Genomic DNA, 11574 nt, shown 5'->3' with positions numbered 1-11574 from the left:
AACGACAGACCCTCGAATATCGGCGCTTGCAGCACCACAAGCTCGCCGCATAACATCATCCCACAGACGAGGCCCGCTCTCCGCTAATCTACGCCACGAGTTGCGCCAAATGTTCTGACGACGGACAACGTAGGCGCAAGCACGGTTATTGACGTTAAAGAACACCTTCGACTTCCCGTGCCCCTTTTGCTTGAAGTAGATTTGCAAGCTTTCTGAAAGCTTTGGCCCTTTGTCTTGATCTGCCTGAGATAAGGGTGCGGACTGGGGGAAAGAGGCTGAGAGATCGCGGAGCCGATGCTTGCCGGGAAGGTCTGGATTTGCCACCCTCAATCCTTGCCAGTACTCGTCCAGCTTGGCTGCTGCGATTAGTGATCGAGTGCGAGCGACAGAAGGTGACTTGGTTCTAAGTCCTTCAACAATCCGATCCGTGTCGTAGTGCTGAACAAGGTCGTTTGGAATTCGACGAGTGAAGTAGAAATAGCCGCGCCGAGTGAACGTGTAGGGGATGCTTTTGGTCTGCATTCTGGTCAACGCCTTCGCACAAGGGCAGTGATGCCGCAGTGAAAATTCTATGCGTTGTCAGGCACTTGAGCTTCGAAATCGCCAGTTCAACTGGAGATTCTTGGAGCGGGTAGCGGGAATCGAACCCGCGCGTTCAGCTTGGGAAGCTGACAGGCTACCATTACATCATACCCGCCTGTGCGGCGCAGAGGTAAGCGAAGCGCGCCCGGTCGTCAAGCGGGCGCGCGCAGATTCAACCGCGTCGGCGGCGGCGCCCGCCACCGCCATCGCCACTGCCGCCGCTGTTGAAGCTGACGTCGGGCAGGGCCACCACCTTGGCGAGTTCGGGGAAGGGGTCGCTGGCATGGGGCATCGCGTTGGCGGCGACGAAATGCTCCTGAAAGCGCGGCTCGATCGCCGTCTCGATCTTGTCGATGCGCTTGACCTGAGCCTCGATCGCGCGTCGTGCGCTACGGGCACAAAGCGCCATACGCGCGCCTGTGCCTGCGGCATTGCCCGCCGAGATGACACGGTCGAGCACGACATCGGGGATCATGCCCAGCACCATCGCGTGCTTGGGCGAGATATGGGCCCCGAAGGCGCCAGCCAGTACGACGCGGTCTACCTTGTCCACCTCCATCTCGTCCATCAGCAGTCGCGCGCCCGCGTAAAGAGCTGACTTCGCAAGCTGAATTGCGCGGATATCGCCCTGCGTGACGGTAATACGCGGGCCGTCCGGGCTGCCGTCATGGATCACATATTCATGCGTCCGCCCGGTCGAGACACAGCGCGCCGTTCCGGTCTGCTCGGCCGAGCCGATCAGCCCCGAGGGATCGACGATCCCGGCCATGCGCATCTCGGCCACGGCCTCGATGATGCCCGATCCGCAGATTCCCGTGATGGTTGGCGTGCCGAACTCGGGCGCATCCGACCAGTGATCGTTGCCGATAATGCGGAAACGCGGTTCCTTGGTGACCGGGTCGATCTCGATCCGCTCGATCGCGCCGGGCGCCGCCCGCTGCCCCGAGGAGATCTGCGCCCCCTCGAAGGCCGGGCCGGTGGGGGACGAGCAGGCAAGCACGCGGGTGCGGTTACCCAGAAGGATCTCGGCATTGGTGCCGACATCGACGATCAGGGACAGGTCGTCGCGCGTCTCGGGCGCCTCGGAAAGCGCAACGGCGGCTGCATCCGCACCGACATGGCCCGCGATCAGCGGTAGGATATAAGCACGCGCGGCGGGCGCCAAATTACCCAGCCCGATCTCGGATGCGGCCAGATTTTGCGCCTCGCCGGTGGCCAGCGCGAAGGGGGCTTGGCCCAGTTCGACCGGGTCGATGCCCAGCAGAAGGTGATGCATGACCGGGTTGCACACGACGCTGGCCTCGACCACGGCACCGGCATCAACGCCAGCCTCGGCCACCAGCGCGGCCGCCAACTGACCAAGCGCATCGCGCACGGCGCGCGTCATTTCGACATCGCCGCCCGGGTTCATCATGGCATAGGAAACCCGGCTCATAAGGTCTTCGCCAAAGCGGATCTGCGGGTTCATCAGCCCAGAAGAGGCGAGCACCCGCCCATCGGCAAGGCTGACCAGGTGCCCGGCAATGGTGGTCGAGCCCAAGTCGATCGCCAGCCCGTAAAGCGGCGCATCGCGCAGGCCCGGCCAAAGGGCGACGATCCGCGGAAGGGCTCCGGTGCCGTCGTCATTCACCGCGACAGTCACCTTCCAGTCGCCCTTGCGCAGCACTGGTTGCAGAACGCGCATCACCTGAAGATCGGACGCCAAGCCCTTGATCCCCCATTGCGCTTCCAGCGCGTCGGCGAGGCGCTGAAAATCGCCCGAGGGTTCGTGCATGTTCGGCTCGGCCACCTCGACGTAATAGGCATGCGTCGCCGGATCCATGTCCATCGCGCGCTCCGAGGCGGACTTGCGGATGACCTGGCGGTGCACCTGGGATTCAGGCGGGACGTCCAGAACGACATCGCCCTGAACGCAGGCCTGGCACCCCAACCGCCGCCCGGGCTTGAGGCCGCGGACGCGGTCATAACGCTCTTCGACGGCATTGATCTGTGTTAGCGCATCAGGGCCGACATGAACGCCATGCTTGGGGAACTCGCCGTAACCGGGGGAGACCTGGCACTTCGAACAGATCCCGCGCCCGCCGCAAACGGAATCGAGATCGACACCAAGCTGACGCGCGGCGTGCAGGACGCTCGTGCCCTTGGCCACGCGCCCGCGCTTGCCCGAGGGCGTAAAAATCACCAGTGCATCGTCCGTCATGCGCGTCTCCTGTTCCTCAGGCTGTTCTAGGCCGAAGCGGGCGCGCGGCAAAGCCCATGTGCGACGGGGCGCAACGAGAAATCGTCACTTGGTGGGGTCGGGGCGGCAGGGGGCGCTGCCCCCTCGGCCCTGATGGGCCTCACCCCCGGGATATTTGGGCCACATTGAAGGGAGGACCCGCGCGCATTTCAATGTGGTCCAAATATCCTCGGGGGGTGAATTGGGCGTGGCCCAAGAGGGGGGCAGACAGCCCCCCTGCTTCGCGTCTCAGCGGCCCTGGCGCCGGGCCATGAAGGCAAGGCGCTCGAAGAGGTGAACGTCTTGTTCGTTCTTGAGCAGGGCGCCATGCAGCTTGGGCAGTAGGCTCGCGCCTTCGCGCTTGAGATCCTCGGGTGCGAGGTCCTCGGCAAGCAGAAGCTTGAGCCAGTCGAGCACCTCGGAGGTCGAGGGTTTTTTCTTCAGGCCGGGTGTCTCGCGGATCTCGTAGAACTGGGTGAGCGCCTCGGCCAGAAGCGATTCCTTGATGCGCGGGAAGTGGACCTCGACGATCTGCTTCATCACTGCCGGTTCGGGGAAGCGGATGTAGTGGAAAAAGCAGCGCCGCAGGAAGGCGTCGGGCAACTCTTTTTCGTTGTTCGAGGTGATGATGACCACGGGACGATGGACGGCGCGCACGGTCTCGCCGGTTTCGTAGACATGGAACTCCATCTTGTCGAGTTCCTGGAGCAGGTCGTTCGGGAACTCGATATCGGCCTTGTCGATCTCGTCGATCAGCAGCACGACCTTGGCGTCGGCCTCGAAGGCCTGCCAGAGCTTGCCCTTGCGGATGTAGTTCTTCACGTCATTGACGCGCGCGTCGCCCAGCTGGCTGTCGCGCAGGCGCGAGACGGCATCGTACTCGTAAAGCCCCTGCTGCGCCTTGGTCGTCGATTTGATGTTCCACTCGACCATCGGCAGCCCGAGGCTTTGCGCCACCTGACGGGCGAGTTCCGTCTTGCCGGTGCCCGGCTCGCCCTTGACCAGCAGCGGGCGCTCGAGCGCGACGGCGGCGTTGACCGCGACGGTCAGATCGGGCGGGGCGACGTAGGTTTCGGTGGATTGGAAACGCAAGGGCTCTCTCCGGAATTGTGGCGCGCCAGAGGTTAGCCGCGCCCCAATATGGCCGCAAGCCGATGCTAGGAAAGATCGACCAACCTTGACGCGGCGTGAAAAGGAGGGCGTGACATCCCTTTCCGCTTGGGGTAAGTGAGCGCCCGAGGAGGCCCGCATGGCAGGATACGAAAAGTCTACTTCGACGGGCACGACAGAGAGGGCAGAGATGAAGGCCGAAAACTTTCTTCCCGACGACTATCGCCCCGCCGAGGACGAGCCGTTCATGAACGACCGTCAGCTCGAGTATTTCCGGCGCAAGCTGACTGCCTGGAAACACGAGCTGCTGGAGCAATCGGCGGAAACGCTTGAAGGCCTCGCCGAATCGGCACGCAGCGTTCCCGATATCGCCGACCGCGCCTCGGAAGAGACCGACCGCGCGCTTGAGCTGCGCACCCGCGATCGTCAGCGCAAGCTGGTGTCCAAGATCGAGGTCGCGCTGCGCCGTATCGATAATGGCGAGTATGGTTATTGCGAAGTGACCGGCGAGCCGATCTCGCTACGCCGTCTGGATGCGCGCCCGATCGCCACGATGACGTTGGAGGCGCAGGAGCGCCACGAGCGCCGCGAGCGGGTTCACCGCGACGACTGATCTGCGCTGCGGTTGATTTCGCTCAAAGACCATTCCCACCGGCGCCTCCAAGGTGCCGGTGATTTCGTTTCGGGAGGGACCATGCTGATCGGACGCAAGATCACCGTTCTGGGGGCCGGGGTTGCAGGGCTGACAGTCGCGCGGGCGCTGGCGCTGCGCGGGGCCGATGTGACGGTGCTAGAGCAGGCCGACGCGATCCGCGAAGTGGGCGCGGGGCTTCAGATCTCGCCCAATGGTGCGCGGGTGTTGCGCGCGCTTGGGCTGGGCGAGGCGCTTGCTGCTGCGGGCCCTCGGGCGCAGGCGGTCGAGCTGATCGATGGCGAGACCTCATCGCGCGTTGCGCGGCTCGATCTGGCGCGGCTGCGCGGCGGGGATGAATATCGTTTCCTGCATCGCGCCCGTCTGATTGACCTTCTGGCCGAGGGAGCGCGCGAGGCGGGCGTCCATATTCGCCTCTTGCAAAAGATCGAGCGCGTCGAGCTGGGCGATCATCCGCCCCGCCTGTGGACCGCGCAGGGTGGCGCGATGGAGGCCGACCTGCTGATCGGCGCGGATGGTCTGCATTCGAAGGTGCGGCAGGCGCTGAATGGTCAGGTGGCGCCCTTCTTTACCCATCAGGTGGCCTGGCGCGGCGTGATTCCGTGCTCGGACAATGAGCCGAAAGTTGCCCAGGTTTTCATGGGGGTGGGCAAGCATGTCGTCAGCTATCCGCTTGGAAACAGGCTGCGCAATGTCGTCGCCATAGAAGAGCGTGACCGCTGGGTCGAGGAAAGCTGGAACCTGCGCGACGATGCGATGACCGTCCGCACGGCGTTTGAGGATTTCTGCCCCCGCGTCCAGAACTGGCTGGCGCAGCTTGAGGAACCCTGGCTCTGGGGCCTATTCCGCCACCCGGTGGCCGAACGCTGGCATGGGCATGGCGCGGCGATATTGGGCGATGCGGCGCACCCCACCTTGCCGTTCCTCGCGCAGGGCGCGGTCATGGCGATCGAGGATGCCTGGGTGCTGGCCGAAAGCCTCGCCTCGCATGATGCGCCCGATGCGGCGCTGGCGGCCTTTCAGGCGCAGCGCCGCCCGCGTTGCGCGGCGATTGTCGAGGCGGCCAACAAGAACGCGCGTAACTATCACCTATCGGGTGTGACGCGCGCCGTGGCGCATCTGGGCCTACGCGCTGCTTCGGCCCTTGCGCCCGCGCGGCTGATCGGGCGGTTCGACTGGGTCTATGAGCACGATGTGACGGCGGGTGCCGGGGGCTGAGCCTCAGGCGTCGAGATCAATCCAGACCGGCACGTGATCCGAGGGCTTGTCGCGGCCGCGGATATCCTTGTCGATTCCGGTTTCGCGTAAAAGGTCGGCGGCTTGCGGGCTGAGCAGCAGGTGGTCGATGCGGATGCCGTTGTTTCGCTGCCAGGCGCCCGCCTGATAATCCCAGAACGAATAATGCCCCGGGCCCTGCACCTCGGCACGGAAGGCATCGGTGAAGCCGAGGTTCAGGATACGTCGGAAGGCCACGCGGCTTTCGGGCAGGGCGAGCGCATCCTCGCGCCAGGCCTCGGGTTTGGCAGCGTCTTCATCCTGCGGGATGATGTTGTAATCGCCCGCCATCACGACGGCCTCTTCGGTGCTCAGCAGGTCACGGGCGCGGGCGCGCATCCGCTCCATCCAGCCCAGCTTGTAGTCGTATTTCGGCCCCGGAGCGGGGTTGCCGTTGGGCAGGTAAAGGCCGCAGATCCGCACCGCACGCTTGCCGACCACGGTCGCCTCGATCCAGCGCGCCTGCTCATCGCTGTCATCGCCCGGCAGGCCGCGCGTCACGTCTTCCAGCGGCAGGCGCGACAGGATCGCCACGCCGTTGAAGCTTTTCTGCCCATGCGTTTCGATGTGGTAGCCGAGCCCGTCGAACAGCTCATGCGGGAAGGTCTCGTCGGTCGATTTGATCTCTTGTAGCACGACGACATCGGGCTCGGCCTCACGCAGCCAAGCGGGAAGCGCCTCGGCGCGGGCCTTGATGCCGTTGATGTTATATGTCGCGATCTTCATGCGGCCCCCCAAGTTTCCCCCTTGATAGGGGGAGGGGGCGCGGATGCCAAGTTACATCGAGAAGGAAATCCCGCAGCCGCAAGAGGCCGTCGCGTTCGGGTTCTGCACGACGAAGCGCGCGCCGATCAGCTCATCGGTGAAATCGACCGTCGCGTTTTCCAGAAATGGCAGTGAGACCGGGTCGATCAGCACGCGCTGGCCCGCGCCCTCGATGACGATGTCGTCCGGCGCTTCGGCCTCTTCCAGCTTCAACTCATATTGGAAGCCCGAGCAGCCGCCCCCTTCGACGGCCACGCGCAGCGCGCGCGGTGCGGCTGCACTGGCGTTGATCTCGGCAAGGCGCGCAAAGGCGCGTTCGGTGACTTTCGGCGGCAGAAGCATCGTGAGGCCTGTATTTATGGATCACTCTCGATATAGGGTGGGGCAAATGCGCCGACAAGACGAGGATGCCCTTGCTGCAACCCTATGCCTGCCTGCCCGACGCCAGCCGCGGCCGGCTTTTCCCCGAAAGCATTTCGACCTTCCGCACGCCTTTTCAACGAGATCGCGACCGGATCATCCATTCCTCGGCCTTCCGGCGGCTCAAGCACAAGACGCAGGTTTTCGTCGAGCACGAGGGCGATTACTACCGCACCCGCCTGACCCATACGATCGAGGTGGCGCAGGTCGCGCGCACCATCGCTTCGGCGCTTGGGCTGAATACCGACCTGGCCGAGGCTGTGGCGCTGGCGCATGACCTGGGCCATCCGCCCTTCGGCCATACCGGAGAAGACGCGCTGGCCCTGCTGATGGAGCCCTATGGCGGGTTCGATCATAACGCGCAGGCGCTGCGCATCGTCACCAAGCTGGAACGGCATTACGCGGGCTTCGACGGGCTGAACCTGACTTGGGAGACGCTGGAAGGCATCGCCAAGCATAACGGCCCAGTCGAGGCGCCATGGAACTACGCGCTGGCCGAGGTCAATGCGCTGTGGGATCTGGAACTAGGCACCAATGCCTCGGCCGAGGCGCAGGTGGCCGCTGTGGCTGACGATTGCGCCTATAACCATCATGACCTGCATGACGGTCTGCGCGCGGGGCTGTTCACCGAGGATGACCTGTGCGAACTGCCGATCATCGGCGATTGCTTCGAGCAGGTGGACCGGATGCATCCCGGCATCGACCCGATGCGCAGACGGCACGAGGCGCTGCGCCGCGTCTTCGGCGTGATGGTCGAGGATGTGATTGCCGTGGCGCAGAACCGGCTGACGAGCCTCTGCCCGCAGACGGTCGATGATATCCGCGCGATGGAGGGGCCCATCATCCGCTTCTCGAAGCCGGTCTATCAGAACCTCAAGGCGATCAAGCTGTTCCTGTTCCAGCGCATGTATCGCGCGCCCTCGGTGGTGGTCGAGCGTCAGCGGGTGACCAAGATGGTCAATGCGCTGTTCCCGCTGTTCCTTGAGCAGCCCGATCTGCTGCCGCAGGATTGGCAGACCGATGTCGCGACGGCCAAGGCGAAAGGGAACGAGGGCAAGACCGAGCTTGCCCGCGTGGTGCTGGATTACGTGGCGGGTATGACCGACCGCTTCGCCATTCAGGAATACCACCGGCTGGTGGCCCCCGAGGCCTGAGGCAGCGGCGGCGTCAGCCGCCAAGACGCCGGAAGGTCGTGCGGTTGTCGGGCCCGACGCGCAGCCAGCCCGCGATGGTGGCCGCGATCTGCGCGACATTGGTCGAGCGTTGAGTGATACCCGCGGCTTCCTCGGCCAGAGCGGCATCGCCGGTGCGGGCGGGGGCATTGGCGAGGATCTGCTGCGTGGGCACCAGTTCGGCGCCACTTGCCGTATCCAGAATGCGCGCGGTGAAGGTGATGTCATAGACGCCGGTGCCCTGCGGGGCGTTGTAGCGCGACTTCATGTTCAGCGCGTGGAACTTCTGCACGGTCACCTCGATGGTGACGGGCGTAGCGCCGCGCAGACCCGAGGCCCCGGCGCGCACGCCTTCCTCGAAGATCCGTGCAACCTGCGCCCTGCGATCACCTGCAGGTTCCTCGACCCAAACGATATCTGCCTTTGGAACGTAGCTCGTCTCGCTTTCACTGACCGTCAGCGACTGCGGCACGATCACCGAAACGCCCGCCAGCTTGTAGCTGTCAGCGGCGCCCTCAAGCGGCGTATAGGCGGTTTCCCACGAACGGCTGCACCCCGCGGCCAGTGCAAGGCCACCAAGAAGGATAAAAAGCGAGGCGCGTCGGGTCGTAAATCGCATGTCACTGGTCCGCTGGTTACATCAAGCCGAGGAGGTTCTACCCAATTTTAACGAAAAAGTAACCCGGTTCGCCTTCTGTTGGTTAATCCCTTACGCAAAGGCAGACCGCCTCAGAGCATCATCTCTTTCGTCGCGCTCAGCGTCACGCCGGGGTAGTCGCGCACCACGCGGTCGATGTCCCATTGCAGGCGCGTCAGGAAGACGATGTCGCCGTCATGGTCGGTCGAGATGTGCTGCTTGTTGGCATTGGCCAGCTTTTCGACCGTGTCCTTGGGGCCAAGCACCCACCGGGCCGAGGTGAACTGCGAGGGCTCGAACCGCACCGGGATGCCGTATTCGATCTCGATCCGGCTGGCCAACACGTCGAATTGCAGCGCGCCGACGACGCCCACGATGAAGCCCGAACCGATCGAGGGCTTGAAGACCTTGGCGGCGCCTTCCTCGGCGAATTGCATCAGCGCCTTTTCCAGGTGCTTGCCCTTCATCGGGTCGGTCGCGCGCACGGATTGCAGCAATTCGGGTGCGAAGCTCGGGATGCCGGTGAAGCGAAGCTTCTCGCCCTCGGTCAGCGCATCGCCGATGCGTAGCTGGCCGTGGTTCGGAATGCCGATGATGTCGCCCGCCCAGGCCTCTTCGGCCAGCTCGCGGTCGGCGGCCAAGAACAGCACCGGGTTCGACACCGCCATCGGCTTGCCAGAGCGGACGTGCAGCAGTTTCATCCCGCGCTCGAAATGCCCCGAGGCGAGGCGCACGAAGGCCACGCGGTCGCGGTGCTTGGGGTCCATGTTGGCCTGCACCTTGAAGACGAAACCGGTGACCTTGGTCTCTTCCGGGGCCACGCCGCGCTCGGCGCTTTTCTGGATCTGCGGTTCGGGGCCGTATTCGCCGATCCCGTCCATCAGTTCCTTGACGCCGAATGAGTTGATGGCCGAGCCGAACCAGATCGGCGTCATGTGGCCCTCAAGGAAGCTCTGGCGGTCGAAGGCGGGCAGCAGTTCGCGCGCCATTTCCAGCTCTTCGCGCAGCTTCTCGAGCTGCTCAGCAGGGACGTGTTCGGCCAGCTTGGGATCGTCGAGGCCGCTGATCTTGATCGACTCTGCCACGCGGTTGCGGTCGGCGCGGTCCATCAGTTCCAGTCGGTCGTGCAGGATGTCGTAGCAGCCCAGGAAATCGCGCCCCATGCCGATCGGCCAGCTGGCCGGTGCCACGTCGATGGCCAGGTTCTCCTGGATCTCGTCGATGATCTCGAAAGTGTCGCGGCTTTCGCGGTCCATCTTGTTACAGAAGGTCAGGATCGGCAGGTCGCGCAGGCGGCACACCTCGAACAGCTTGCGCGTCTGGCTTTCGACGCCCTTGGCGCCATCAATCACCATAATCGCCGCGTCCACCGCCGTCAGCGTGCGGTAGGTATCTTCCGAGAAGTCCGAGTGGCCGGGCGTGTCCACCAGGTTGAAGCGATACTGCCGGAAATCGAAGCTCATGGCCGAGGCCGAGACCGAGATCCCGCGATCCTGTTCCAGCTTCATGAAGTCCGAGCGCGTCCGCCGTGCCTCGCCTTTCGCGCGCACCTGACCGGCCATCTGAATGGCGCCCCCGAAAAGCAGGAACTTTTCGGTCAGCGTGGTCTTGCCGGCGTCGGGGTGCGAGATGATCGCAAAGGTCCGGCGGCGGGCGATTTCGGGCGGGAGATCGGGTCGGTTGCTCATGGCGCGCTCATAGCGCGCGCGGCGGCTTGGGGCAATGGGAGGAAGCGCGCCCGCGCCCCACTTTTGCGGGGGATCGCGGCAATGGGCGCTTGCCACGGCGCGCCACTCCGCTAGGTCTGGGAAAAACGCAGGAGGAAATGATGGATCTGGGGATCAGGGGCAAGAAGGCGATCATCTGCGCGGGCTCGAAGGGGCTGGGGCGCGGCTGTGCCGAGGCGCTGGCAGAAGCGGGCGTTGATCTGGTGCTGAACGCACGCGGCGCCGAGGCACTGGCCGAAACCGCGAACGAGATCGAGGCGCGCTATGGCGTGACGGTCATCGCCGTCGCCGCCGATATCACCGCGCCCGAGGGCCGCGCGGCGGTGCTGGCCGCTGCGGGAGAAGTAGATATTCTGATCAATAACGCGGGCGGCCCGCCGCCGGGTGTCTGGAGCGACTGGTCGCGGGATGATTTCATCAAGGCGCTCGACGGCAACATGCTCAGCCCCATCGCCATGATGCAGGGGGTGATGCCGGGCATGATGGCGCGCGGCTGGGGCAGGGTGGTCAACATCACCTCGGCGGCAGTGCGCGCGCCGATCCCGCAGCTTGGCCTGTCGAACGCCGCCCGTGCGGGGCTGACCGGCTTTGTCGCCGGAACCGCGCGGCAGGTGGCCCATGCGGGGGTGACCATCAACAACATGCTGCCGGGCATCCATGCCACCGACCGGGCCGATGCGCTTGATGGCGCGGTGGTGCGCGCCGAGGGGATCTCGCTTGACGAGGCGCGGGCGCGCCGTGCGGCTGGTATCCCTGCGCGCCGCTACGGCACCGCGTCCGAGTTCGGGGCGATGTGCGCCTTCCTGTGTTCGCAGCACGCGGGGTTCATCGTGGGGCAGAACATCCTTGTCGATGGCGGTGCGGCAAATCAGACCATGTGACGGTCGGGCCGGGCGCTTGCGCCGCCCGGCCTGCCCTGCTATCCCGCATATGCCTGAGAGAATTGATCGGAAAGCCCGGTGAACCAGACCGCCAAGATCGACAGACCCGTTGCCGAGGCCCCGCGGCTTGAGGTG

At 64.6% G+C, this 11574-nt stretch carries 11 protein-coding genes and 1 tRNA gene; 4 read left to right on the top strand and 8 right to left on the bottom strand.

What is annotated here, in order from left to right; translation table 11 throughout:
- From LZA78_RS14340 to LZA78_RS14325, 4 genes are all read right to left on the bottom strand, one after another.
- Positions 1-522 (bottom strand): DUF6538 domain-containing protein (locus LZA78_RS14340; RefSeq protein WP_368861022.1); only part of this gene is annotated, 522 nt, incomplete at its 3' end.
- A gap of 101 nt (positions 523-623) precedes the next feature.
- A tRNA-Gly gene (locus LZA78_RS14335) sits at positions 624-697 on the bottom strand.
- Between the two features lie 57 nt (positions 698-754).
- Complete coding sequence (locus tag LZA78_RS14330) at positions 755-2782, bottom strand: ASKHA domain-containing protein (protein ID WP_233677600.1); 2028 nt, start codon at positions 2780-2782, stop codon at positions 755-757.
- Between the two features lie 267 nt (positions 2783-3049).
- Positions 3050-3892, bottom strand: coding sequence for an AAA family ATPase (locus LZA78_RS14325; RefSeq protein ID WP_233677599.1), 843 nt, complete (start codon positions 3890-3892; stop codon positions 3050-3052).
- Between the two features lie 208 nt (positions 3893-4100).
- Between LZA78_RS14325 and dksA the strand changes: the two genes are divergently transcribed.
- Positions 4101-4523: an RNA polymerase-binding protein DksA gene (gene dksA / locus LZA78_RS14320; RefSeq protein ID WP_233677609.1), complete on the top strand. Its 423-nt coding sequence runs from the start codon at positions 4101-4103 to the stop codon at positions 4521-4523.
- 81 nt (positions 4524-4604) lie between these two features.
- Entirely contained in the window at positions 4605-5780 is a 1176-nt protein-coding gene (locus tag LZA78_RS14315; RefSeq protein WP_233677598.1) for an FAD-dependent monooxygenase, read from the top strand.
- Between the two features lie 3 nt (positions 5781-5783).
- Here the strand turns inward: LZA78_RS14315 and xth are convergent, their stop codons facing one another.
- Both xth and LZA78_RS14305 read right to left on the bottom strand, forming a co-directional pair.
- Positions 5784-6563, bottom strand: a complete 780-nt coding sequence (gene xth / locus LZA78_RS14310) for an exodeoxyribonuclease III (protein WP_233677597.1) — start codon at positions 6561-6563, stop codon at positions 5784-5786.
- Positions 6564-6614: 51 nt separating this feature from the next.
- A complete protein-coding gene (locus tag LZA78_RS14305) occupies positions 6615-6944 on the bottom strand; it encodes a HesB/IscA family protein (RefSeq protein ID WP_233677596.1) in 330 nt (109 codons plus the stop codon).
- 71 nt (positions 6945-7015) lie between these two features.
- Here LZA78_RS14305 and LZA78_RS14300 point away from each other — a divergent pair, with 71 nt between their 5' ends.
- Positions 7016-8176 carry a deoxyguanosinetriphosphate triphosphohydrolase gene (locus LZA78_RS14300; RefSeq protein WP_233677608.1) on the top strand — a complete coding sequence of 387 codons (1161 nt, stop codon included), beginning with the start codon at positions 7016-7018 and terminating at the stop codon, positions 8174-8176.
- A gap of 13 nt (positions 8177-8189) precedes the next feature.
- Here the strand turns inward: LZA78_RS14300 and LZA78_RS14295 are convergent, their stop codons facing one another.
- Together LZA78_RS14295 and LZA78_RS14290 are read right to left on the bottom strand one after the other, a co-directional pair.
- Positions 8190-8813 (bottom strand): DUF6778 family protein, encoded by a 624-nt coding sequence (locus LZA78_RS14295; protein WP_233677595.1) that lies wholly within the window; start codon positions 8811-8813, stop codon positions 8190-8192.
- Between the two features lie 110 nt (positions 8814-8923).
- Complete coding sequence (locus LZA78_RS14290; protein ID WP_233677594.1) at positions 8924-10519, bottom strand: peptide chain release factor 3; 1596 nt, start codon at positions 10517-10519, stop codon at positions 8924-8926.
- Between the two features lie 140 nt (positions 10520-10659).
- On the opposite strand from LZA78_RS14290, the gene LZA78_RS14285 reads away from it, so the two are divergent.
- Entirely contained in the window at positions 10660-11439 is a 780-nt protein-coding gene (locus LZA78_RS14285; RefSeq protein ID WP_233677593.1) for an SDR family oxidoreductase, read from the top strand.
- The last annotated feature ends 135 nt before the right edge of the window (positions 11440-11574 follow it).

Origin of the sequence: Rhodobacter flavimaris, from assembly GCF_021378075.1 — a bacterium.
In the GTDB taxonomy this organism is placed as follows: Bacteria; Pseudomonadota; Alphaproteobacteria; order Rhodobacterales; family Rhodobacteraceae; genus Rhodobacter; species Rhodobacter flavimaris.
This window is presented reverse-complemented; position numbering and strand designations above follow the sequence as displayed.

What these genes read in the sequence shown, in the direction of transcription:
- LZA78_RS14330 (WP_233677600.1), bottom strand. Translation starts at nt 2,782, where the DNA reads ATGACGGACGATGCACTGGTGATTTTTACGCCCTCGGGCAAGCGCGGG.
- dksA (WP_233677609.1), top strand. Translation starts at nt 4,101, where the DNA reads ATGAAGGCCGAAAACTTTCTTCCCGACGACTATCGCCCCGCCGAGGAC.
- LZA78_RS14315 (WP_233677598.1), top strand. Translation starts at nt 4,605, where the DNA reads ATGCTGATCGGACGCAAGATCACCGTTCTGGGGGCCGGGGTTGCAGGG.
- xth (WP_233677597.1), bottom strand. Translation starts at nt 6,563, where the DNA reads ATGAAGATCGCGACATATAACATCAACGGCATCAAGGCCCGCGCCGAG.
- LZA78_RS14305 (WP_233677596.1), bottom strand. Translation starts at nt 6,944, where the DNA reads ATGCTTCTGCCGCCGAAAGTCACCGAACGCGCCTTTGCGCGCCTTGCC.
- LZA78_RS14295 (WP_233677595.1), bottom strand. Translation starts at nt 8,813, where the DNA reads ATGCGATTTACGACCCGACGCGCCTCGCTTTTTATCCTTCTTGGTGGC.
- LZA78_RS14290 (WP_233677594.1), bottom strand. Translation starts at nt 10,519, where the DNA reads ATGAGCAACCGACCCGATCTCCCGCCCGAAATCGCCCGCCGCCGGACC.
- LZA78_RS14285 (WP_233677593.1), top strand. Translation starts at nt 10,660, where the DNA reads ATGGATCTGGGGATCAGGGGCAAGAAGGCGATCATCTGCGCGGGCTCG.